General features: G+C 66.8%; 27 protein-coding genes and 1 pseudogene. 14 read left to right on the top strand and 14 right to left on the bottom strand.

From position 1 onward, the window contains the following. Nucleotides 1–927 precede the first annotated feature (927 nt). The 11 genes from J6U32_RS14490 to J6U32_RS14440 all read left to right on the top strand — a co-directional run bounded on the left by J6U32_RS14490 (nucleotide 928) and on the right by J6U32_RS14440 (nucleotide 6,465). Complete coding sequence (locus J6U32_RS14490) at nucleotides 928–1,392, top strand: hypothetical protein (RefSeq protein ID WP_208790966.1); 465 nt, start codon at nucleotides 928–930, stop codon at nucleotides 1,390–1,392. Continuing rightward, the gene (locus tag J6U32_RS14485) at nucleotides 1,389–1,919 is read left to right on the top strand and encodes a hypothetical protein (RefSeq protein ID WP_208790965.1); all 531 of its coding nucleotides are present in this window, start codon (nucleotides 1,389–1,391) and stop codon (nucleotides 1,917–1,919) included. Before J6U32_RS14490 ends, J6U32_RS14485 begins: the two co-directional genes overlap by 4 nt. Then, nucleotides 1,916–2,095 carry a hypothetical protein gene (locus tag J6U32_RS14480; protein ID WP_208790964.1) on the top strand — a complete coding sequence of 60 codons (180 nt, stop codon included), beginning with the start codon at nucleotides 1,916–1,918 and terminating at the stop codon, nucleotides 2,093–2,095. The genes J6U32_RS14485 and J6U32_RS14480 overlap by 4 nt, the downstream gene beginning before the upstream one ends. Before the next feature lie 136 nt (nucleotides 2,096–2,231). After that, nucleotides 2,232–2,813 carry a recombinase family protein gene (locus J6U32_RS14475; RefSeq protein ID WP_208790963.1) on the top strand — a complete coding sequence of 194 codons (582 nt, stop codon included), beginning with the start codon at nucleotides 2,232–2,234 and terminating at the stop codon, nucleotides 2,811–2,813. Further along, nucleotides 2,810–3,301, top strand: coding sequence for a hypothetical protein (locus J6U32_RS14470; protein WP_208790962.1), 492 nt, complete (start codon nucleotides 2,810–2,812; stop codon nucleotides 3,299–3,301). Before J6U32_RS14475 ends, J6U32_RS14470 begins: the two co-directional genes overlap by 4 nt. Nucleotides 3,302–3,582: 281 nt before the next feature. Continuing rightward, the gene (locus J6U32_RS14465; protein WP_208790961.1) at nucleotides 3,583–3,816 is read left to right on the top strand and encodes a hypothetical protein; all 234 of its coding nucleotides are present in this window, start codon (nucleotides 3,583–3,585) and stop codon (nucleotides 3,814–3,816) included. An 80-nt stretch (nucleotides 3,817–3,896) separates the two neighbouring features. Further along, nucleotides 3,897–4,178: a hypothetical protein gene (locus J6U32_RS14460; RefSeq protein WP_208790960.1), complete on the top strand. Its 282-nt coding sequence runs from the start codon at nucleotides 3,897–3,899 to the stop codon at nucleotides 4,176–4,178. Beyond that, nucleotides 4,178–4,354 (top strand): hypothetical protein, encoded by a 177-nt coding sequence (locus J6U32_RS14455; RefSeq protein WP_208790959.1) that lies wholly within the window; start codon nucleotides 4,178–4,180, stop codon nucleotides 4,352–4,354. The genes J6U32_RS14460 and J6U32_RS14455 overlap by 1 nt, the downstream gene beginning before the upstream one ends. A gap of 2 nt (nucleotides 4,355–4,356) precedes the next feature. Beyond that, the gene (locus J6U32_RS14450; protein WP_208790958.1) at nucleotides 4,357–5,037 is read left to right on the top strand and encodes a hypothetical protein; all 681 of its coding nucleotides are present in this window, start codon (nucleotides 4,357–4,359) and stop codon (nucleotides 5,035–5,037) included. After that, nucleotides 5,034–5,816 (top strand): hypothetical protein, encoded by a 783-nt coding sequence (locus J6U32_RS14445; RefSeq protein WP_208790957.1) that lies wholly within the window; start codon nucleotides 5,034–5,036, stop codon nucleotides 5,814–5,816. Before J6U32_RS14450 ends, J6U32_RS14445 begins: the two co-directional genes overlap by 4 nt. 121 nt (nucleotides 5,817–5,937) lie before the next feature. After that, complete coding sequence (locus tag J6U32_RS14440; RefSeq protein WP_208790956.1) at nucleotides 5,938–6,465, top strand: hypothetical protein; 528 nt, start codon at nucleotides 5,938–5,940, stop codon at nucleotides 6,463–6,465. A 30-nt stretch (nucleotides 6,466–6,495) separates the two neighbouring features. On the opposite strand, the gene J6U32_RS14435 is transcribed toward J6U32_RS14440, so the two are convergent. Beyond that, nucleotides 6,496–8,088 (bottom strand): hypothetical protein, encoded by a 1,593-nt coding sequence (locus J6U32_RS14435; protein ID WP_244331968.1) that lies wholly within the window; start codon nucleotides 8,086–8,088, stop codon nucleotides 6,496–6,498. Between the two features lie 183 nt (nucleotides 8,089–8,271). On the opposite strand from J6U32_RS14435, the gene J6U32_RS14430 reads away from it, so the two are divergent. After that, nucleotides 8,272–9,099: a hypothetical protein gene (locus J6U32_RS14430; protein WP_208790955.1), complete on the top strand. Its 828-nt coding sequence runs from the start codon at nucleotides 8,272–8,274 to the stop codon at nucleotides 9,097–9,099. Nucleotides 9,100–9,107: 8 nt separating this feature from the next. On the opposite strand, the gene J6U32_RS14425 is transcribed toward J6U32_RS14430, so the two are convergent. The 5 genes and pseudogenes from J6U32_RS14425 to J6U32_RS14405 form a co-directional block, all read right to left on the bottom strand. Beyond that, complete coding sequence (locus J6U32_RS14425; protein ID WP_208790954.1) at nucleotides 9,108–9,560, bottom strand: flavodoxin family protein; 453 nt, start codon at nucleotides 9,558–9,560, stop codon at nucleotides 9,108–9,110. A gap of 47 nt (nucleotides 9,561–9,607) precedes the next feature. Then, nucleotides 9,608–9,823 (bottom strand): annotated as a pseudogene (locus J6U32_RS14420) (flavodoxin family protein); the annotation flags it as partial. Next, complete coding sequence (locus J6U32_RS14415) at nucleotides 9,823–10,365, bottom strand: hypothetical protein (protein ID WP_208790953.1); 543 nt, start codon at nucleotides 10,363–10,365, stop codon at nucleotides 9,823–9,825. The pseudogene J6U32_RS14420 and the gene J6U32_RS14415, both read right to left, overlap by 1 nt. A 10-nt stretch (nucleotides 10,366–10,375) precedes the next feature. Further along, nucleotides 10,376–11,128, bottom strand: coding sequence for a 4-hydroxy-tetrahydrodipicolinate reductase (gene dapB / locus J6U32_RS14410; protein ID WP_208790952.1), 753 nt, complete (start codon nucleotides 11,126–11,128; stop codon nucleotides 10,376–10,378). 137 nt (nucleotides 11,129–11,265) lie between these two features. Next, a complete protein-coding gene (locus tag J6U32_RS14405; protein WP_014359793.1) occupies nucleotides 11,266–11,745 on the bottom strand; it encodes an Lrp/AsnC family transcriptional regulator in 480 nt (159 codons plus the stop codon). A 191-nt stretch (nucleotides 11,746–11,936) separates the two neighbouring features. Here J6U32_RS14405 and ald point away from each other — a divergent pair, with 191 nt between their 5' ends. Beyond that, complete coding sequence (gene ald, locus J6U32_RS14400; protein WP_208790951.1) at nucleotides 11,937–13,052, top strand: alanine dehydrogenase; 1,116 nt, start codon at nucleotides 11,937–11,939, stop codon at nucleotides 13,050–13,052. A gap of 73 nt (nucleotides 13,053–13,125) precedes the next feature. Here ald and J6U32_RS14395 read toward each other — a convergent pair whose 3' ends face one another. The 5 genes from J6U32_RS14395 to J6U32_RS14375 form a co-directional block, all read right to left on the bottom strand. Further along, complete coding sequence (locus J6U32_RS14395; protein ID WP_208790950.1) at nucleotides 13,126–13,794, bottom strand: GAP family protein; 669 nt, start codon at nucleotides 13,792–13,794, stop codon at nucleotides 13,126–13,128. A gap of 28 nt (nucleotides 13,795–13,822) precedes the next feature. Further along, on the bottom strand, nucleotides 13,823–14,590 hold the full coding sequence (locus J6U32_RS14390) for an NRDE family protein (RefSeq protein ID WP_208796126.1): 768 nt from the start codon (nucleotides 14,588–14,590) through the stop codon (nucleotides 13,823–13,825). A 123-nt stretch (nucleotides 14,591–14,713) separates the two neighbouring features. Beyond that, nucleotides 14,714–16,993, bottom strand: a complete 2,280-nt coding sequence (locus J6U32_RS14385; protein WP_208790949.1) for a polyribonucleotide nucleotidyltransferase — start codon at nucleotides 16,991–16,993, stop codon at nucleotides 14,714–14,716. A gap of 457 nt (nucleotides 16,994–17,450) precedes the next feature. Continuing rightward, complete coding sequence (gene rpsO / locus J6U32_RS14380) at nucleotides 17,451–17,720, bottom strand: 30S ribosomal protein S15 (RefSeq protein ID WP_208790948.1); 270 nt, start codon at nucleotides 17,718–17,720, stop codon at nucleotides 17,451–17,453. A gap of 155 nt (nucleotides 17,721–17,875) precedes the next feature. Then, nucleotides 17,876–18,844, bottom strand: a complete 969-nt coding sequence (locus J6U32_RS14375; RefSeq protein WP_208790947.1) for a bifunctional riboflavin kinase/FAD synthetase — start codon at nucleotides 18,842–18,844, stop codon at nucleotides 17,876–17,878. A 182-nt stretch (nucleotides 18,845–19,026) separates the two neighbouring features. On the opposite strand from J6U32_RS14375, the gene J6U32_RS14370 reads away from it, so the two are divergent. After that, the gene (locus J6U32_RS14370) at nucleotides 19,027–19,749 is read left to right on the top strand and encodes a metal-dependent transcriptional regulator (RefSeq protein ID WP_244331966.1); all 723 of its coding nucleotides are present in this window, start codon (nucleotides 19,027–19,029) and stop codon (nucleotides 19,747–19,749) included. Between the two features lie 82 nt (nucleotides 19,750–19,831). On the opposite strand, the gene truB is transcribed toward J6U32_RS14370, so the two are convergent. From truB to J6U32_RS14355, 3 genes are read right to left on the bottom strand one after another with little or no spacing between them, the layout of a single operon-like run. Further along, complete coding sequence (truB, locus tag J6U32_RS14365; protein WP_208790946.1) at nucleotides 19,832–20,749, bottom strand: tRNA pseudouridine(55) synthase TruB; 918 nt, start codon at nucleotides 20,747–20,749, stop codon at nucleotides 19,832–19,834. Beyond that, nucleotides 20,749–21,414 carry a 4'-phosphopantetheinyl transferase family protein gene (locus J6U32_RS14360; protein ID WP_208790945.1) on the bottom strand — a complete coding sequence of 222 codons (666 nt, stop codon included), beginning with the start codon at nucleotides 21,412–21,414 and terminating at the stop codon, nucleotides 20,749–20,751. Before J6U32_RS14360 ends, truB begins: the two co-directional genes overlap by 1 nt. Further along, a complete protein-coding gene (locus tag J6U32_RS14355; RefSeq protein ID WP_208790944.1) occupies nucleotides 21,411–22,409 on the bottom strand; it encodes a metallophosphoesterase in 999 nt (332 codons plus the stop codon). The genes J6U32_RS14360 and J6U32_RS14355 overlap by 4 nt, the downstream gene beginning before the upstream one ends. Nucleotides 22,410–22,453: the final 44 nt, after the last annotated feature.

Raw genomic sequence — 22,453 nt, 5'->3', positions numbered from 1 at the left:
CACCCTCAGGTCAGCGCTGCGCGGTGGGCCGAAGCCCCGCGTGGCGGCTAGCGTGACGCTCAGTTCCGGCGGGCGCATCTCGGTCAGCGACCGCACCGGGCAGAGCGTGCGCACCGGGCAGAGCGTGCGCACCGGCTACTGCTGGACAGATTGAAGCTAGTGCGACTGGAACCAGACTATATCCGCTCGGGCGGGTCCCTGGCAGCCTTGTTGCGCCTGGCGAGTCGACAACGCCAACAACGATAGGTATTGTGGGACAGTCGATCTCACCGCCAGATGACCCACAGCTCACCCAGCACGGCGCGGTCGACCTCGATTTCGCGGGTGCTGAGGTCTAGCACTCTAGCCCCCGGTCTAGCCCCTTTTTCGGTGGGTCTAGCCCCAGGCCTAGCCCCCTGGGTGCCACTCTCAAACCACCAGCGTACGGCCACTTTCGCACACTTTCGGCAGCTCAGGTCTAGCCCCTCTAGCCCCCTCCTCCGCGAGGACGCCGGAACCGTAGCCCGTCCAGCCGAAAGACAACAGGAACTTATTTCAATTATCTATCTATCTACCTGGGGAAATGTGGCTAGTGACAAGGGCTTTCGTCTGCATACGGGCGGGAGGGGGCTAGAGGGGCTAGACCTACCAGGCGATTTCGAGATGATTCCTCGCCTACCTGCGGTGATGGCGAAAACGCTTGGGGGCTAGACCAGGGGCTAGACCTGAGCGAAAAGGGGCTAGACCGGGGCTAGAGTTGGGCTAAGGGTCGTTCGGCGGTGCTGGTGGCTGTGTGACCGTGGCCGACATTCACGCGCGACGCGGACGGGTGAGCGCCTGGCACTGGGGCTGTGGGGAGCTGTGTCGATCGAATCGTCCACGCCCGCAACGCACAACGCCGACATTGACCAGTATTGTCACTGCACCCCCGCTTGACAGACTTTTGACGTGGCTACGACACGGATCGCTCAACGCGAGCGCGCACGGCGAGCGCTGCAACTTCGCGCGATGGGTGCCACCTGGCAACGGATCGCCGACGATCTCGGATACCGGTCCCGGCAGGCCGCGCATATGTCGGTGAAGACCTACCTCGCCCAGCACCAGCCAGACCCCGCGTCCGAACGCGGGGTGACCTCGGAGACGTTGCGCATCCTCCAGTCGACGTTGTTCTCCCGACTCGTCGATGCCAACGCGAACGGCGACACCGACACGATGCTGAAACTCTCGAAGGAGCTGCGATCGCTCACCGCCGAGTCGAGCCGCCTCAACGGGCTCTACGCGCCTGCCCAGACCGAGCACGCCGTCGCCGTCACGGTCACCCCGTCACCCCGTGACGCCATCGAGGAGGCAAGGCGGCGGACCCTCGAAGCCCTGAACACCAACACCATTGACGCGGAGGTCGTCGAACCATGAGCACCAAGTCCACCGAGGCAGCCCGAGCAGCCGCGATCAACTCGGCCTACGACGTCGCCACCGACGTCGCCGAGCGCCCTATCGACGCCGACGACCTCGCCCTCATCCAGACGTCCCTGGACTCGTCGCGCTCCATCGCGACCGGCGAGACGTCCGCCGACGACATCGGCGTCGAGTTCGCCGCCGAGGCGGTCGAGTTCTTCGGCGACGTGGTGGCCGACCCCGCTCACCCGTTCCACGATCTTTGGGTGACGGTGACGCGCAGGGCCGTCCGGCTGGGCCTGCTGCCCGCCCACGAGCTGGAGGACGCGCTGCGAACGATGCGCGGGCAGTGGGTCGAGGACGACGACACCCCAACGCTGCCACGGACGTTGCCGCCCATCGCCGGACCGGACGCCCTCGGTGAGCCAGAGCCGTGGGACGACCCCGCCCCGGCGCTCAGCGAGCCGCAGACGGGCCACGAGGCTGCGCCCAGGCCGACGTACCCCCGGCACGGCAGGAGGCCACCGAGGGCGACGAGGACGTGATCGACGCTGAGGTCGTCGAGGTGGAGCAGACCACCACGGCGCAGCGCCGGTACAAGCTCCCGCCCGGCCAGGTCTACGCGCCAGGTGCGAACCCGTTGGCACGTCCGATCGGCGGTGGCCACCGACCCGTCACCGTGATCCGCACCGATGTGCCGGGCCTCGACGATCAGCGATAGCTGTTGTCTGTCTAGGGCGTAGCCAATCGAGACGGCGACGGCACCCACGTCGCGCGTCTACCTAGAGTCGCCTGCCAGTTCTTTGACGGTCGCCTATTCTTGTCTAAGAATCTAGACAGACACTCAGGAGCGCAGGATGAGCAAGGGCCAGACCATCGGCTATCAGCGGGTATCGACCCCCGAACAGAACACAGCCCGACAGCTGGACGGGGTTCACCTCGACAAGTTGTTCACCGACCACGCCTCAGGCAAAGACACCAACCGACCCCAGCTCACCGCGTGCCTGGAGTACCTGCGTGAGGGTGATGAGCTGGTGGTCCACTCGATGGACCGGCTGGCCCGTTCACTGGTCGACCTGCGCCGGATCGTCGATGACCTCACCGACCGGGGCGTGAGCGTCCGGTTCGTCAAGGAGTCCATGACCTTCACCCGCGACGAGTCCGACCCGTGCTCGGTGCTCATGCTCTCTGTGATGGGCGCGGTCGCCGAGTTCGAGCGGTCGCTGATCCTGGAACGCCAGCGCGAGGGCATCGCCGTGGCCAAGGCAGCGGGCAAGTACAAGGGCCGCAAGGCAGCCCTGTCTGACGCCCAGGCGCGCCAGGTCGCCGACCGGCTGGCCGAGGGCGAGTCGGCCACAGCGCTGGCCACCGAGTACGGCGTGAGCCGCGCGACGATCTACAACGCGCGCCAACGTCTCGTGAGCGGCGCACCGCAGTGACCGCCGTCGACCTCACAGCCCTGGGAGTGCAAGATCTGCTCCAGCTCGACGCCGCGATCATCGCCGAGCTACGCCGACGCGACCTCGTGCGCACCAGCAACAAGCCGTTGGGCGACGTCGCCGAGGCGGTGGTCCACGCGGCACGCGGCGGTGTGCTGGAGGCCAACAGCACCAAGTCCCACGACATCACCGCGCCGGGCGGTCAGCGCATCCAGGTCAAGGCGATGGGCCTGCGATCCGCCGGGACCGCAGCGAAGTTCAGCGCGTTCCGCTCGACCGACTTCACCACCGCCGTGTTCCTCGTATTCGATCTCGACTTCAACCTGATCGAGGCGCGCGAGGTCGACGCCGCCGAGATCGAGCAGACGCGCCTCGTCGCCCACATCAACGGACGACAGCCGACCCTGCGCTGGGTCCGCTCAGTCGGCACCGAGGTGACCGCCGAGATGCAAGCCGCATGGGCCCGTCTCAACGAGACGCCCATCTGACTCGGCCCGTCCCCTGCACCCGGCGGGTGCATGATCACTACATCGACCGCCTCGCGGGTCGGTCGGAGCTTGAAGTCCCGTAGCCGCTCCGACCGTCCCGCAGGGCGGTCGAGTCATATCTGCCCCCTCGACACCGCCCCTCGGGCGTGCCCGGCAACAGCGGCAATAGAGTTTTCCGCGCCCGCGCGGCAACACCGGCAATACAGTTTTCCGCGCCTGCGACGCTTGCCGGCACTTTCGCCCCGAGTGGCTTTGCACCCCTGCTTGCTTGACTGGCAAGCATGAGCACCACGGCGATCTCACACCCCCGCGACCGGACTATGGCCGCGTGGCGATCTCGGCTCGGTGTCCTCGCGTCGCGAGGTGAGACCAGCGGCCCTCGCGTCGACGAGTGCAGGGCGGCGCTGTCGTGGTACCGGCTGCGTGCCGCCCTCGACCGCGAGGTCCGCGCCGGGTACCTCGACCCCAACCGCGCCGACGATCTGCTGGAGGGGGCGGTGGGAGCGATGACCTGATCCCCCTCGCAGCAGTGCGAGCCTCGGCGCACTGCTGCACCTTCGCCCGAGAACAGACAAGCACGACCGAGGAGACGACCATGACTACCACTGAGACGACTATCGAGGGCCAGATCCTCGACCACCTTCACCGCGTCGACCCCGACGCCGACGACCTGATCCGACTCTCGACCATCCTGCGCCGTGTCGACGGCACGTTCTGGGCCAAGCAGGAGGCCGTGACCGCGTTGTTCGACCGATCCGAAATCGCCGTCGTGAAGATCAACGGCGTGCCCTACATCGGGCTGTGCGATGGGTTCTGCCGAGACGCCCAAGCCGCCGCTGCCCGTCGTGGCGAACGCCGCGTTCCGGTGGTGCTGTGATGGCTCCGCTGCTTGGAGCCGTCGCCACCTGGGCGGTCGCCTGGGTGGCCCGCGACGTCTGCGACATCACCGCCGCCACCATCACGGCCCTGATCATCACCGCCCGCCGATCGCTGACCAAGACCGCCGCCCCCATCGAATTGCCCTGCCCTACTGAACAGCTCGTGAGGAGTTGACCATGACCATCTCGACCGGCGCTACCGGCTACGGTGTCCGCCCCCGCACCTTCGAGGACCCGCCCGCCAAGTCCCACACGCAGGACGAACTTCGAGCGCAGCGCCGCAAGTTCGTGTATCGCCCGCTGCGTTACGGTGCCGACTTCGACCTCGCCGCCGAAGTCCACGCTGTCGTCGGCCCCGTCGCCGACAAGCTGACCGGCGAGCCATGCCCAGCGTCGGCGGGATACGTCGGCGCCGCCCAGGCGGTCGTGGAAGCCGTTGCGCAGCTGTGTGACACCACCATCGAGATGGTGAACGACAGGAAGGTCGCCCGCGTCGGCTACACCGACCGCGACCGGGCACGTCGTGCGCTGCGCACCCTGCACGCCGTCGCACCTCCCGAGATCACCCGCGCCGCCCTCATCGACGGCTCCTGGCAGACCGGCGTCGTCGACATGGCCGCACCCCTGTCCGGCCCGCTCGCGGATCTCTTGAGCCGGGCGACGCCCTCGGCGTCCGACACCCTCGTCGAGTCCCTGCGCGCCCTGGACCGGGCCGCCGCCGACCTCGATCACCGAATCGACAAGGCCGCGTTCTACCGATCCCAGAACCCGACCGCGACCACCACGACGGCAGACGACCCCGAAGCCGCCCGCCGCACCCTCGCCGACCTCGGCATCGACATGGAGGCCAACCAGTGACCACCCCAACCCCGCAGACGCTCAACCCCGTTGAGTTCGACGCACCGCTGATCAACCCGGCACCGGATGGCTTGTACGCGGCGACCAGCTTCTTGGCGCAGGGCGCAACTGACGTGCCCAGGTGGCTCGCCTCGGGCGTCCGCGTTCGGCCGCACAACTACGGCGGCGAGGAGGCGTTCGGTGTCTGGGACGCGCCATGGTGCGGAGACCCCGGCGACTCGATCAAGGACGGCGAGCGACCCGGCCTGCCAGACCCGTTCGACCCGTACACGGTGTGGGCGTTCGACATGTGCGATCTCACCGTGCCCTCCCAGGCCGAGGTCCGCGAGCGCGCAGCGCAGAACCTTCGTCTCATCGAGCCCGTCGCCGTCGAGCGCGAGTTCGCCGCCCGCCTGCTGGTCGACGCCGGAACCGCTGAGGCCGCCACCGACATCGTGGAGGCGGTGGGTCACATCGAGGCCGAGTTCGCCAAGACCAACACGGTTGGCGTGATCCACGCTTCCGCCGGGCTCGCCGCCCACGCAGACCGATACGGGCTCATCATCCGCAACGGCGGCACGCTCAAGTCGCCGATGGGCCACACGTGGGTCTTCGGCGGCGGCTACGTCGAGGGTCTGGGCCACACCATCGTCGGCACCTCGCCGACGTTCGGGTGGCGCAACACAGTCGAGGTCCGCGAGACGATCGAGGAGCGCTACAACCAGTTCGTGGTCGTCGCCGAGCGCTCGGTGGTCGTCGGCTACGAGAAGGCGGTGGCAGCGGCCACCCTCACCCCCTGACCAACTATCCCGCGTGGCGATGAGGTCGGCTCCTCGCCACCACACCGACGCCGGTCTGGGCTTGGCTGTGGGCCGCCAGACCGGCGTCGGTCAACCTCAATCCTCCAGGAGCAGTGCAGAAATGAAGGCCACCAAGGCACGGCGCGACCGCTTCGCCACCGCCATCCACGAGGCCGCCCACGCCGTCATCGCCACCATCTACGGCGGCGAGATCTCGTCAGCGGTACTCACCCCCGACGACCCCGACAGCGGTGGCCGAGTGACCTACAAGACCACCTTCACCGACCAGCGCCGCGCCGACATCTGCTTCGCCGGTCCCTACGCCGAGGCGTTCGCACGGCACGGCGGACCGCCCACCTCGCGCGGGCTGCGCCTCCAGCTCGATCGCCACGCCTTCGACGCCCGCGCCATCCGCGAATCGGGCGACCACAGCGGGCAGGTACCCCGACTGGTGGCGAACTGTTGGGGCTCGATCACCGGCCTCGCACACCAGCTCTACACCGATGGCAAGATCTCGCAGCCCGACGTCGACCGCGCACTGTTCCTGCCCCTCGACGACGCCGACGCGCGATCGTTCGCACTCGCCAACATCAGGAGCGGTGCGACGCCAGGCACCTTCGGGATCACCCCGGCAGGCGTGCGAGCCTGATCCATCGCGTTCGCGCCGAGCGACCACCTACTACCCAAAGTCCGCCCACCCCAGCATCTCCCGATACAGCACCTCATTCCCGGTCGCATCTGGCATCGGGCGTGGATCGTCCGCCCAACAGCCCAGCACTGGGTGCTGCACAGTTGTGATCGTCGCCAGAGTCTTATTGCGGATGAGGAAACGTGAGAACTCCTCGACATATCGGAGCGTTTCTTTGAACAACGTGGTCGCCAGTGTCGCTAGATCAGCGGCATATGAACGTGGTTCAAAGGGATTTGAGGACTGTGCGTTCCAAACTCCTAAGCGGTCTAGTTGGTCCTGGTTCAGCGGTGTGCTGTCCGGATCAAACTCAGCGAGGCCGTCCAGAGTCACCGCCACCGTTGTCGACGAACCGTAGCCCCGAGATAGCTGGTGCTGCGTATCGAGCGGCAGCGCATGGATACGGTTTCGTAGCTGACCGATAACCCGCGCATACGCCCCGAGCGCTTCGAGTTCCGATGTGTCGGTCGGTTCGAACTTCTCGATCACTGAACGCAATTCGACCGTCGAGGTGAGCGAACCACGCTGCTTGTCCGGATTCAGACTCGTGTCGAACAACGTTTGGGTCACACGAGCGTATCTGTCCATCGCCGCACAGAGATACAGCAAGATTCGGTCGAATGCCTCTGCGGTGGTTTCGGCAGTATCCGACCGCTGCATCTCAGATGAGCTGCCGTTACTGAGTGCAGCGAGGAGATTGTCGACTGCTCGCGCTGCACGGCTGAGGCGCAGCGCTATCGCGGCCATGGACTCGACGAGATCAGAGTCACGGCCCATCGTGGCCATCAGGCGTATCGCAGTGAGATGCGGTACCGAAGCGTCAATACCAGCAAGGTAAAGGTCGGCAACGGATGTGGCGTTGTACTTCCGGACATACGTACCTCCCCCCTGCAATCCACCTTTCTCCGATTCCAGCACGTGGTTTCCTGTGCTGCGAAGGTAATGACCAAACAGGGGTAGCAGCTGATCGGGGGTGACACTGATGACTGAATCGTTGTCGGCCACGTCGTCGCGCAGCGCGGTCGGAGCCGTCGTCACGACGACGTCTACGCCAACAGCACCGGCAGCCGCTGCCAGTGCCGACGCTCTATGCCGATCGGCAAGGGTCAGGCCATCGTCGTCCGAATATGCCTTGCGAGCTGCTTCATCGAGCTGCGCGTAGATGCTGAAGAAGTTCCCCGAAGTCCCCAGCCAGCGCTCGCCGTCTCGATAGCCGGAGATGCCAACAGTGGATGCGTCGGCGAACTTCGGGGCGTCCTCCACGGTGGTGAATGTGAACTCGTACCACTCGCTAGAGCCGAGGGCGCGAAGCCACCCTGTCGGTTCGCCAGCATCGTTCTGGACCATCAAGATCGGCTCAACCTCTTCGTCCCGACCGACAACCCTCAAGAGTTCCGAAGTTGGTTCTGGCAAGGTCTCGACGTCAATGCCAACGCGCATCTTGCGAGTGCTTGGCTGGATCGGGAACAGCGGCTGTGCGTCGCGCTGGGTCCCGGTCGTCTTTGCGGGAGGCCGAACGTAACGCATGTAGCGGAAGCGCGGGATGTCGTCGGGCACTGTCAGAGTCATGGCATACAGATACACCGCCACTACGACAACGGGCCCGGATGGACGAAATTGATCCGAGTGACGGACACACGACGGGCACACCGCCCCCGGCGGGAGATCGGTCACCGGGAGCGGTGTGGAAGGTGACGATGGATGGCCTCGACACCCACCGGCGACGATAGCGGCGGTGGGGGCAGCCGCAGCGGATACGCTCTGCGCATGAGTGAGAGCGAGAGCGCGCGCCTGCCGGGCCTGGACAAGATCGAGCGCGCATTCGAGATTCGAGATGAGCTGCGGGACCTACTCGAAGAACTGCTCACCGCCGAGAAGAAGTACTCCCGACGCAGCAACATGTCTGAGGCGTCGGAGCCCATCGTGTGGGCTGAGTGGACGCTCGATGAAGTCCCCGACTACACGAGGTCGTCACTGCTCATGGGCGACGTCATCCACAACCTCAGAGCCGCAATGGACCACGCGGTCTGGGCTATCACGCCGTCGCGAATTCAGGCGAACAACCCACGCGAGGTGGAGTTTCCACTCAGACCCTCCGAGGCGTCGTTCGAGAAGTGGATTGGCAAACGGAAGAAGTGGTACGGCCCGACCGTCACCAAGGTGTTCGAGTCCCAACAGCCGTACCACGCAGGCGCTGACAAACTGCACCCACTGCACGTGCTCCAGCACCTCTCGAACACTGACAAACATCGACTGCTAAACGTGGTGGCCAACAACGCAGTTCGGATGGCCGAGGTGCGCGTCTCACCGGCACCACCCGGCGGCGTGAAGTCGAACGTGTACGAGGGAATTGTCGAGGCGGGCGGAGTCCTCGCGCGTGTTGAGTTCGCGCGACCCGCTGATAGAGGTGCTGTCGACCTCATGCCGGTGTTCGCGTTCGAGCAGGTCTTTCACTACGTTGACCCCACCGGGGCAGAGCGCTGGTTACAGCTCGGCGAGGCGATGAACGCCGTGTGCCCGGCGGTCGTCGAGGCAGTCGGCTACGTGGCCTCGGCCCACGATAAGGACCTCAATGACGGGTGGCAACCGCAGTGACGCGGTGCCTACCCCATCAGACCGGCGGCGACCGTCGCCCCCAGCTCCCAGCACCGCTCCAGCACCGTCTTGTCGGGCTTGTTCGACGCGATGACGTACTCGGCGGCCTTCTCCCAGCCGAGCCCGGCGGTGATCCGGTCGACAGCGGTCTCCGCACCCTCGGTGCCCTCGTTGCCGTGCAGGTACAGCCCGAACGGTCGGCCCCGCGTCGAGTCGAGGATCTGGTAGTACGAACAGTCGAAGGCGTGCTTGAGAGCACCTGAAATCGAGCCGAGGTTCGCCGGGCTGCCCAGCACGTAGCCGTCCGCGTCGAGGAAGTCGCTCGTCGACACCGACAGCGCCGCCCGGCGCACCACCTCGACGCCCTCGATCTCCGGGTCGGTCGCACCGCTCACGACCGCCTCGAACATCGCCTGACAGTGCGGCGAGGGCGTGTGATGGATGATCAGCAAGCGCTTCATGCCGCCGACCTCCAAGAACACGTAATAGCGGGGTTATCGCAACTCAAATGCTTGAGGGCACCCGAGATCGAGCCGAGGTTTGCCGGGCTCCCCAATACGTAGCCGTCCGCGTCGAGGAAGTCACTGGCCGACACCGACAGCGCCGCCCGGCGCATCACCTCGACTCCGGTGATGTCGGGATCGGTGGCACCGGAGACGACTGCCTCGAACATCGCCTGACAGTGCGGCGACGGGGTGTGGTGCACGATCAGCAGTGTTGCCATCACACTCGCCCGCGGTATTGCGCGACAGCACGTTTCATCATTTCCCGGGCGCGGCTCCGGTCGCCGGCGTAGTCGTAGGCGCGGGCGATGCGGTAGGTGTTGCGCCAGTCATTCGGGTCGGCCTCCCACTCCTGGCGCACCTGGGCGAACAGCGCGTCGGCGGCATCGCGTTCGATGCGGCCGGACGGTCGGCGCGGCATGTCGGAGACGTCGAGTTCACGTCCCTCCTCGGCGATCGCGCGCGCCAGCCGCTGATGCTCAATACCGGCCCGCAGGGTGGCCACGATCATCCAGATCCCCAGGAACGGCAGGATCAACACGCCGATCCCGATGCCGATGCCGGCCGCGGTCCCGCTGGTGATCAGGTCGACGCCACGCTTCCCGAGCAGCACGAAGTACACGCACATCGCGATGACGAGAAATGCGATCATCCACACGATCGGGCGGGCGTCGCGCTCGCGGGCCTTCTTGGGCCGCGCGGACGACTGTTCCGCATCCGATCGGGCCGGATCGGAACGGGACGGATCGGGGTCGGGAGCCATGAGCGGCGCCCTACAGGTCCATGAGGTCGTCGAGACCGACGGTCAGACCCGGCCGGTCACCGATGCTGCGCACGCCGAGCAGCACACCCGGGACGAACGACGTGCGATCCAGCGAGTCGTGACGGATGGTCAGGGTCTCGCCCTCCGTGCCGAGCAGGACCTCCTGGTGGGCGACGAGACCGGCGAGGCGCACCGAGTGCACGCGCACACCGTCGACCTCGGCACCGCGCGCACCGTCGAGTTCGGCGGTCGTGGCGTCGGGGCTGGGGCCGACGCCGGCGGCCGCGCGGGCCTCGGCGATCAACGACGCGGTGCGATAGGCGGTGCCCGAGGGGGCGTCGGCCTTGGCCGCGTGGTGCAGTTCGATCACCTCGACGGAGTCGTAGAAGCGGGCGGCCTGTTGGGCGAAGCGCATGCACAGAACTGCGCCGATCGCGAAGTTCGGCGCGATGAGCACCCCCACGCCGGGTGCCTCGGCCAGCCATTCGCGTACCTGCGCCAGGCGCTCGTCGGTGAAGCCGGTGGTCCCGACCACGGCGTGAATCCCGTTGCCGATGAGGAACTTCAGGTTGTCCATCACCACGTCGGGGTGGGTGAAGTCGACGACGACCTGGGTGTCGGTGTCGGTGAAGAACTCCGGGGCGTCGCCCTTGTCGACACCGACGGTGTAGGTGAGGTCGTCGGCCGCCTCGACGCCCGACACGATCGCCTTGCCGACCTTGCCGTTGGAGCCGAAAACCCCAACCCTGATGCCCTGCGCCATGTCAGCCTTTCCTCGACGGGTTGCCGCGTACGACCCGGTTGGGCCCGCGTCAAGTCTATGGGGACGGGTCGACGGGCCCGCCCGCAGGCGCCGCGCCCCGGTGGACGAGGACGTCGAATCACCGGTGCGCAGACGGGTCAGTAGATCGGCGCGTCGCCGCGTCGGTGGTCGAACACCAGTGAGGTCGTCGTGCCCGCGACCTCTCGCCGGGCATTGAGCATCTCCACGAAGCGACGCAGTTCCTCGGTGTCGGCGGTCGCGACGTGCAGCAGGTAATCGTCGGAGCCGGCGAGGAAGAACACGTCGATCACCTCGTCATGGCCGGTGATCTCGCCGACGAACTTCCGGATCTGACCGCGGGCATCCGATTGCAGGCTGACTGCGACCATCGCACGCAGCGGGCGACCCACCGCCGCCGGATCGACATCGGCGAAGAAGCCGCGGATCACGCCGAGATCCCGCAGTCGTCGGACGCGACCGTGGCAGGTCGATGCGGCGATTCCGACGCGCGCGGCGAGGTCGCTGTTGGTCACGCGGGCATCGGTCTGCAGGTGCCGCAGCAATTGACGATCGACCTCGTCGAGCTGTGGCCGAACATCCTTCGGCGAGTCGGGCATCCAATACCTCCTGGTCGACGGATCTTCGGCATACCGACGAGTTCAAGAATCATGTTCATGTCACTTGTATCGATTCCGAAGTTACTTCACTCTTGAGGCTAGTTCATCGAGGAACATTCAGCCATGAGCATTCCTGGTCGACGCTCATCACCGTCGGCGCCACAGACCACCACCGTCAAGGAGAACCCGTCATGCGTATCGGCATCCCCACCGAGATCAAGAACAACGAGTACCGCGTCGCCGCCACCCCGGCCGGAGTCGCCGAGCTGACCCACCGCGGCCACGAGGTGGTCGTCGAGGCCGGCGCCGGACTCGGATCGGCGATCTCCGACAACGACTTCAAGGAGGCCGGGGCGCAGATCCTCTCGACCGCCGATCAGGTCTGGGACCAAGCCGAGATGATCCTCAAGGTCAAGGAGCCCATCGCCGCCGAATACTCGCGGATGCGCGCCGGGCAAACCCTGTTCACCTATCTGCACCTCGCCGCCAGCCGTCCGTGCACCGACGCGCTGCTCGCGTCGAAGACCACCTCGATCGCCTACGAGACCGTCCGTGCCGCCGACGGCTCGCTCCCGTTGCTGGCCCCGATGAGTGAGGTCGCGGGTCGGCTCGCCCCGCAGGTCGGCGCCTATCACCTGATGCGGTCCGAAGGTGGCCGCGGAGTCCTCATGGGCGGCGTTCCCGGAACCGAACCGGCCGACGTCGTCGTCATCGGCGGTGGGGTCAGCGGCGTGAACGCTGCGACCATCGCCATGGGCATGGGCGCCCAGGTCACCGTCTTCGATCTCGACATCACCAAGCTGCGCGCGATCGACGCACGCTTCGGTGGTCGGGTGCACACCCGTTACTCCACGTCGCTGGCCCTGGCCGAGGCGATCAAGCAGGCCGATCTGGTCATCGGCGCGGTTCTCGTCCCGGGCGCCAAGGCCCCGGTCCTGGTACCCAACAGCCTTGTCGCACAGATGAAGCCCGGCTCGGTGCTGGTCGACATCGCGATCGATCAGGGCGGCTGCTTCGAGGATTCATGCCCCACCACCCACGACGATCCGACCTTCACCGTGCACGACAGCGTCTTCTACTGCGTGGCCAACATGCCCGGCACGGTTGCGCGCACCTCGACCCAGGCCCTCACCGGCGCCACCCTGCCGTACGTGCTGCGCCTGGCCGACAAGGGGTGGGAGGCGGCCTGCCGCGACGACGCCTCGCTGGCCGCCGGACTGTCGACCCACGACGGACACCTCTTCACCCCGGAAGTCGGTGCCGCCCTGGATATCCCGGTCACCGCGAATCCGTTCTCCGCGCACTGAGGAGATCACCAGACGATCTCGGCACGCCGACGCCTGCGCTCCCTCGATGGGGCGCAGGCGTCGACGTGAGACGTCACAGCGCCTCCAGCCCATTGGTGATCACCACAAAGCCCAGCACGATCAGCACCGTGCCGACGATCAGCGCATTGTGCCGGGTGATCAGCGCGTCGAGTCGCGCCAGTGTCGGTTCGGCGCGCTCGCCGGCAATGCTCGTGGCGATTGTCGGTGCGGCCACCGCAAGACTGCCGACAAGGACGAACACGACGATCGCCACCGCCTGAGCCCCGACGTCGGCGGTGGCCTCGGCGATCGCGGCGGCCGCCGACACCGTGATGAGCAGATTCTTCGGGTTGAGGGCCGCCAGACCGAATCCCGATGCGGCGGCCTTCGCGGCACCGATCTCCTCGATCATCGAGTACCACCCCGGGACCTCGCTCTCGGCGCCATCGGTCGTCCATGCCTTCTGCCACTTGCGGATTCCCCATCCGAACAACGCGAGACCCGCGACCAGTCCCACGATGCCCATCGCGGGCCCCGAGCCGCCGGAGAGCGAGCCGACGTCGACGATCGCGATGAGCACCACGAGCACCGCGGCGAGACCGGTCAGCCAACCGAGCAGAAAGCACCATCCGATCACGCTCGTGCGCTTGATGACCAACGCCATGCTCACCATCACCAGGGGCAGGGAGGCCATGAGCAGGGCGACGGCGATCGGCAGGACATCCAGGACGGCGTGGGTCACCCGAGCAATCTAGCCCGGTGGCGAGCTATCAGATGGTGATCACCGCGGTGGAGGGACCTTGGTCGGGGGTGTAGCGGCGTTCGGTGATGTCGCCATGGCCGTCGGGGGCGATCCGAACCACCGTACTGGCCCGGGTGCCGTACTCCCCCATGTCGACGAACATCGCCGACAGTGCGCGCTCGCTGTCGAGCGGAACCCCCGTGTGCGGCAGCGCGGCGTCGTCGGCGACGGTGGTGTCGTGCAGGGCGTCGAGCAGTGCTTCGGGGTCGGACGACGACGGGTCAGATGACGTCAGCGCGCCGGTCAGCTGTGCGATCCCGGACGTCACCTTCGGCCACGGCTCGTCTAGTGCCCCGTTGGACAACCCGTGGATTCCCGGCTCCACCCGCATGGCACGGGGTTCGAGATGGTTGGTGGCCCACCACATCTCGGCTCCGTCGTCGACGAGCAGATTCACCGGGGCATAGCGGTCGGCCGTCGCGACAAGGGCTGCCGCGGCATCGGCGGCACTGCCCGTACCGGTCACGAAGTCGACGGGCAGTCCACCACGAGAACGCTTGTCCGGCTGCGGTTGTGCGATCCCGTCACGCACATTGGTCACCGCGGCCAGCCGGTGCCCGTCGGGTGCGAGACCGAGCCAGGTACCACCCGCCTCGAGATCGCGTCCACCGATCACCGGCAGATCGTCCCACCGGTGCACCGCGGCGCTGCGCCGTTGATGAAACTCGTCACGGTTGGCGGCGAGGACGAGGCGATGGGACGGGTCGACCGCGAGGGCGAACAGGATCAAGCACACGACCGCCAGGCTACTGACACACACTCACAGAACCTGTGGCGGCATTCACGACACCGGCACCGACGACACCGGCCCGCCCCCGCCGAGGCGGGAACGGGCCGGTGGGCCGATCCGATCCGACGATCAGGCGTCGGCGGAGGCCTTCTCCTCGGCCGGGGCGGCCTTGGCGTCGTCGTCGACGGGGATGAGGCTGATCTTGCCGCGCTCATCGATGTCGGCGATCTCCACCTGCAACTTGGAGCCGACGTTCACCACGTCCTCGACCTTGTTGATGCGCTTGCCCTTACCGAGCTTGGAGATGTGCACGAGGCCGTCGCGGCCGGGCAGCAGCGACACGAAGGCACCGAACGCGGTGGTCTTGACCACGGTGCCCAGGAACCGCTCGCCCACCTTGGGCAGCTGCGGGTTGGCGATCGCGTTGACGCGGTCGATCGCCGCCTGCGCCGACTCACCGTCGGACGCACCGATGAACACGGTGCCGTCGTCCTCGATGGAGATGTTGGCGCCGGTCTCCTCGGTGATGGTGTTGATCGTCTTGCCCTTGGGGCCGATCAACTCGCCGATCTTGTCCATCGGGATCTTGATGGTGGTGATCCGCGGCGCGTACGGGCTCATCTCGTCGGGCTCGTCGATCGCCTCGGCCATCACATCGAGGATGGTCAGCCGGGCGTCCTTGGCCTGGGTCAACGCACCGGCGAGAACCTGGCTGGGGATGCCGTCGAGCTTGGTGTCGAGCTGCAGCGCGGTCACGAAGTCCTTGGTGCCCGCGACCTTGAAGTCCATGTCTCCGAAGGCATCCTCGGCGCCGAGGATGTCGGTCAGTGCGACGTAACGGGTTTCGCCGTCGATGGTGTCGGACACCAGCCCCATGGCGATGCCGGCAACCGGGGCACGCAGCGGCACACCGGCATTGAGCAACGACATGGTGGAGGCGCACACCGAGCCCATCGAGGTCGAGCCGTTGGAGCTCAATGCCTCGGAGACCTGACGGATCGCGTACGGGAACTCCTCGACGCTCGGGATCACCGGCACCAGGGCACGCTCGGCGAGCGCGCCGTGACCGATCTCGCGACGCTTCGGCGAACCGACGCGACCGGTCTCACCGGTCGAGTACGGCGGGAAGTTGTAGTGGTGCATGTAGCGCTTGGAGGTCTCGGGGGTCAGCGAGTCGATCTGCTGGGCCATCTTGACCATGTCGAGGGTGGTGACGCCCAGGATCTGGGTCTCGCCGCGCTCGAACAAGGCGCTGCCGTGGGCCCGCGGGATCACCGCGACCTCGGCCGAGAGCGAGCGGATGTCGGTGATGCCACGTCCGTCGATACGGAAGTGATCGGTCAAAATACGCTGGCGCACAAGCTTTTTGGTCACCGAGCGGAATGCCGCGCCGATTTCCTTCTCCCGGCCCTCGAACTGCTCGGCGAGCTGGGTGAGGATCTGTTCCTTGAGCTCGTCGGTCTTGTCGTCGCGCTCCTGCTTGCCGGCGATCGAGAGGACCGCAGCGAGCTTCTCGCTCGCGGCGGCCGACACGGCGTCGAAGACGTCGGACTCGTACGGCGGGAAGAGCGGGAACTGGCCGGTCTCCTTGGCGGCGGCCGCCGCGAGGGACTTCTGCGCCTCACAGAGGCGGGCGATGAACGGTTTGGCGGCCTCGAGACCCTCGGCGACGATCGCCTCGGTCGGCGCCTGCGCGCCACCGGCGATGATCTCGATGACGTTCTCGGTCGCCTCGGCCTCGACCATCATGATCGCGACGTCGGCGGAATCACCCTCGCCGGAGACGATGCGACCGGCGACGACCATGTCGAACACCGCGCCCTCGAGCTGTTCGGCGGTCGGGAACGCGACCCACTGGCCTGCCTTGTTCTCCTCGGTCGGGATGAGGGCGACGCGCACGCCGCCGACGGGACCGGAGAAGGGCAGCCCGGCGAGCTGCGTGGACGCCGACGCCGCGTTGATCGCGACGACGTCGTAGAGATCCTTCGGATCGAGCGAGAGCACGGTGACGACGACCTGGATCTCGTTGCGCAGGCCGTCGACGAAGGACGGGCGCAGCGGGCGGTCGATCAGCCGGCAGGTCAGGATCGCGTCGGTGGACGGACGGCCCTCACGGCGGAAGAACGATCCGGGGATACGCCCGGCGGCGTACATCCGCTCCTCGACGTCGACGGTGAGCGGGAAGAAGTCGAAGTGCTCCTTGGGGTGCTTGGACGCCGCGGTGGTCGACAGGAGCATGGTCTCGTCGTCGAGATAGGCGGTCACCGAGCCGGCGGCCTGCAGGGCGAGGCGTCCGGTCTCGAAGCGGATGGTGCGGGTACCGAAGCTGCCGTTGTCGATCACGGCGGTGGCCTCGGTGATGGTTTCGTCGTAGTCGGCGAAATCCTCGGTGGTGGTCACATCGGACATGTGGGGTGTTGATCCCTTCGTTGCGGCCGCATCCGGCGGCCGTGGGTGGCCGCGATTTCCGGCGGCCTTCTCTATGCGGATAGGGGCTGCCCGCGGCGCGACGACACGGCGATCATGCTTGGCTGCACGTGTCGGTGTCCGCGTGGGCGGCAAGCCCGGAACACGCGTGGGTGAGATCGTCGGCGGGAGGTGATCGGCGCGCTCGTATGCGCACCCTTTGCTCAGACGGCCTTCGATCGAAGCGGCCGGAACCTCGTGTTCCGGCGGCCACTACCGAGGACCGATCTGACTCGTCATCACTTCCGCGGACTCGCACGTCACGGCGGCGTTCCGACGCCACCTTATCATTGACACGACAAAGTCCATCGACACGACGACCACTGACACAGCAAGAACCGGTCGCCCCCGAGGGCGACCGGTTCTCCTGATGTCTGATGACCTCGACGCGACGAGGAGGTCAGCGACGCAGGCCGAGGCGCTCGATGAGCGAGCGGTAGCGCGCGATGTCGACCTTCGCGACGTACTTCAGGAGGCGACGACGGCGACCGACCAGCAACAGCAGCCCACGGCGGCTGTGGTGATCGTGCTTGTGCTCCTTGAGGTGCTCGGTGAGGTCGGTGATGCGCTTGGTCAGCAGCGCGACCTGCGCCTCGGGCGAGCCGGTATCGGTCTCGTGCAGACCGTACTGGCCGAGGATTTCTTTCTTCTCGGCAGCAGTCAGTGCCATGAAATACTCCTGTTTCTCAGTACCGCGACAATGTCATTCCTCGACCGAGCCCACCGGGGCCGATACGGGGCGGCGCGCCACCGCGGACTGCAGCAACGCCGGTCCGCCAATTTACCAGCGGTGAACCTCGGCGCCCAAATCGCTGCGCGCTGCGCTCACTGATCGGAGGCGGCGAGAATGGCGCGCGTCTTCTCCACGTCGTCGGCCATCGCCTCGAGGAGCCCGTCGATGCTGTCGAACTGCTCCATCGGGCGGATGTGGCTGACGAAGTCGACGGCGACGTGCTGGCCGTAGAGATCGGCGCTGGTGTCGAGGACGAAGGCCTCGACGGTGCGGGTCCGCCCGGAGAAGGTGGGGTTGGTGCCCACCGACACCGCGGCCTCGTACCGCTCGCCGGGGATCACCTGGCCGACCACCGGACCGGCCCCGAGCACGGTGAACCACGCGGCATACACCCCGTCGGCCGGGATCGCCGCATGCATCGGCGGTGCGACATTGGCTGTGGGATAACCCAATTCACGCCCTCGCCCGTCTCCGCGGACCACGACTCCCTCCACCCGGTGTGGGCGCCCGAGTGCCTCCGTCGCCCGCTCGACGTCCCCGGCGGCCACACACGACCGGATGTAGGTAGAGGAGTAGGTCACGGCGTGTTCGCCGAACAATGACACCGCCTGCACCTCGAACCCGAACTTGGCGCCGAGCTCGGTGAGTTTGGCGACATCGCCGGCGGCCTTCTTGCCGAACGTGAAGTTGGCACCGACGACGACGTCGGCGGCGTGCAGGCGCTCGACGAGCACATCGTGCGCGAAGTCTTTCGGTGTGCGCGCGGCGAGTTCGGGGGTGAAGGGCATCACACAGAACACATCGATGCCCAGTTGCTCGGCGAGCTCGGCCCGGCGCGTCAGGGTGGTCAGCTGCGGCGGATGGGTGCCCGCACGCACGACCTCGGCGGGGTGCGGGTCGAACGTCATCAGCACCGCGGGCACGCCGCGGTCTCGGGCGGCGCGCGTCGCGGCGCTGATCAACTCCGCGTGGCCGCGGTGAACGCCGTCGAAGACACCGATCGTGACCACACACCGACCCCAATCCGCGGGGACGTCCTCCAGACCTCTCCAACGCAACACGCCGACAACACTACGGCCACCGGCCGCGCCGTACCAGCACCGCCCGGACTGTGTGAACCTCCGGTGACCGATGCCCTCGAGCGTCGTGAACCCCGGGTGTCGCCACCGCAGTTCGCACCGCGCTCATGGCTGTCGACCGGGCTTCTTCGCGTCCGGGGGGATCGACACATAAGCTGAGCAGCATGCCCAACAGAGGACTGTCCCCCGCCGCCGGGGACAGCGAATCGCCGCCTGCGGTGACCACGCTGTCGACCGTGACCCAGGACTATCTGAAGGTCATCTGGACCTCGCAGGAATGGGCCGATGTGAAGGTCACCACCAAATTGCTCGCCGACAAGATGGGAGTGTCGGCCTCGACCGCCTCGGAATCGATCCGCAAACTCGCCGATCAGGGCCTGGTCTCCCATGAGCGTTATGGCGCGGTCACTCTCACCGATGAGGGTCGCAACGCGGCGATCCTGATGGTGCGTCGCCACCGACTGCTCGAGACCTTCCTGGTGCGCGAACTCGGATACGGCTGGGACGAGGTGCACGACGAGGCCGAAGTCCTCGAACATGCCGTGTCCGACCGCCTGATGGCGCGCCTGGACGCCAAACTCGGTTACCCGAGCCGGGATCCGCACGGCGACCCCATCCCCACGGTCGACGGTGCGGTGCCCACCCCGGACGCCGATTCGCTCGCCGACCTCGACGTCGGCGACTCCGGAACCATCGCCCGCATCTCCGACACCGATCCGGAGATGTTGCGCTACTTCGACCAGATGGGTGTCGCACTCGACTGCACGGTGACCGTCGTCGAGAAGCGGCCGTTCGCCGGGACCATCGCGATCAGCGTCGACGACGGCACGCCGATCGATCTCGGCGACATCGCCGCGCGGGCGATCTACCTGGTGACGGCGAGCTGACCACCGGCGCATCCGAACTCGATGCGCCGTCACACTCGACCGACGCAGACCGGACGCGATTGCAGGTTCACCCATCGCAGGGTCAGCGCAATGTCGCCGGTCGCACCACCATCACCGAACTGGCGCGTCTACCCTTCTCCTCGATCAATGCGATGGCCTGCCCGCGCGGATCGACGCCGACGTGAATTCCCTTGAGGCCCAACGGAACAAGCCAACGTCCCTGACTGATCGACTCGGCTTCGTCGTCGTCGATGTCGCGACGTGGGAACGATAACAGTGCCGCCTGGTCGATCGTCAGTGACAACTCGGGGGTCTCGGCGAGGACGTCGAGGGTTCGGGCGTGCTCCAGGGTGAACGGCCCCACCGCGGTGCGCCGCAGGGCGGTCAGGTGGCCGCCGGAGCCGAGGGCATCGCCGAGATCACGTGCCAGAGACCGGATGTAAGTACCGGCCGAACAGTCGACCTCGACGTCGAGATCGAGGAACCCGGCCTCGCCGCCGTCGTCGTCGGGCCGCCGGATCGCCCCGATCTCGAATCGTGAGACGGTCACCGGACGTGCCGCGAGATCGAACTCGGCGCCGGTGCGGGCCAACGCATGTGCGCGTTGCCCATCGACCTTGATCGCACTGACCTTGGCCGGGACCTGGGAAATGTCACCGGTGAGATCGGCGACCGCACTGGTGATCTCGTCATCGCCGATCTCCGAGACGGGCCCGCGACTGATGACCTGACCCTCGCGATCATCGGTGTCGGTGGCCGCCCCCAGACGGATCGTCGCCGTGTACGACTTGGTGGTCAGCGACAGCAGACCCAGGAGCTTGGTGGCCCGTTCCACACCGACGACGAGAACACCGGTCGCCATCGGGTCCAGAGTGCCTGCATGTCCGACCCGACGTGTGTTGAAGATCTTGCGGCACCGCGACACCACGTCGTGACTGGTGATACCGGCCGCCTTGTCGACGATGACCAGTCCGGCGTTCTCGATGGAGGCGTCGGCCATCAGAGCACCGCGATCACGGTGACGATGAGACCACGATCAATCATCCACCGGCCGTGGAACTCCGAGAGCGGACTCCCCCCGTCGACGGTCCGGCCGTCGATCAGGATGCGGGAGGTGAAGGTGCCCATGGGGACGTCGGCACCTCGGTCCTGCTCGACGGTGATGTGCGCATCCTCGAAACCCAGCCACCGCTGGGTCAGTGGAAACCACGCCTTGTACGTTGCCTCCTTGGCGCAGAACAACAATCGGTCCCAATGCAGCGTGTCGGGACGCTCGGCGAGTACCTGCCGTTCGGCGGGGAGACTGGTGTGGTCGATGACACCGTCGGGCAACGCGTCATGTGGTTCGGCATCGATGCCCAGTGAGCGCACCGCCATCGCGTAGGCAACCGTCGCCGCCCGGTACCCGTCGCAGTGGGTGAGGCTACCGACCACCTGCTCCGGCCACAGCGGCATTCCGCGTTCGCCCCGCATGATCGCAACCGGCTCGATACCGAGCTGCCCCAACGCCTGACGAGCACAGTGGCGTGCGGTGGTGAATTCGCGTCGGCGCTTCTCCACGGCCCGCGAGATCAGTGACTCCTCCCCCGGTAGCGGGGTGAGATCCGGTGGGTCACCGAACGATTCCGCCGAGGCCACCCCGGTGGGCAACAACTTCTCGATCACGGTTGGTCCCTCCGGGTGTCGTTCGTCGATCGTTCGGCGCGCCGGGCGGCCTGTTCGGCGCGGCGCTGTTCGAGTCGCCGGGCGAACTCCTCGGCGCGACGCTCGTAGTCGGGCGGCAGCTCGAATCGGGCACCATGCGGCGGCAGATCCTCTTCGCGCAGACCGGGATCCGGTGCGATCTGACGCAGCAACGGTTCGGGCAGCCCGCGGCGCTTCCATTCGCGCGGGTAGCCGACCGACACCTCCTCGAACCGCACGAGGTCGTAGAAGGTGGTCCGCGGGATGTGCAGATGCCCGTACACGCAACAGGCGGCGTTGAACCGGGTGTGCCAGTCGGCGGTCTCGGTGGTTCCGCACCACAGCGCGAACTCCGGATACATCAGGGTGTCGGTCGGTTCCCGCCGCAACGGCCAATGATTGATCAGGATCGTCCGCTCGGTCGGGTCGAGCGCCTCCAGACGTGCCCGGGTGGCCGCCACGCGGGCACGCCCCCACGCGTCGCGGGTCGGGAAAGGCTCCGGGGACAGCAGGAATTCGTCCGTGGCGACCACATTGCGTTCCCGTGCCAGTGCCAATGCCGCCAACGCGGTCGAGGTGCCCTCGGGCCGAAAGGTGTAGTCGTAGAGCAGGAACATGGGGACCACCCGTACCGGCGCAGAGCCGTCACCGGGATCGAACAGCGGATAGATGTCCTCGGGCGTCACGATCCCCATGTCCCGGCACGCTTGCACGAGATAGTCGTAGCGGGCCACCCCGAACACCTGCAGCGGATCCTTGGCCGTCGTGTAGAGCTCGTGATTGCCCGGTACCCACACGACGGTGTGGAAACGAGCGCGCAGCCGGCGCAGGGTCTCGACGATGTCATCGGTGCGTTCGGAGACGTCACCGGCCACGATCAACCAGTCGTCCGAGGTCCTCGGCCGGATCTGGTCGAGGATGTGCTCGTTGCCCCGATGTGCGACGTGCAGATCGCTGATCGCCCAGAGAGTAGCCACGAGGATCCATCGTGCCATGCGCTGTCATGTCCGGCGGCGCCCGG

The sequence above is a fragment of the Gordonia polyisoprenivorans genome (assembly GCF_017654315.1).
Lineage (GTDB): Bacteria > Actinomycetota > Actinomycetes > Mycobacteriales > Mycobacteriaceae > Gordonia > Gordonia polyisoprenivorans_A.
This window is presented reverse-complemented; position numbering and strand designations above follow the sequence as displayed.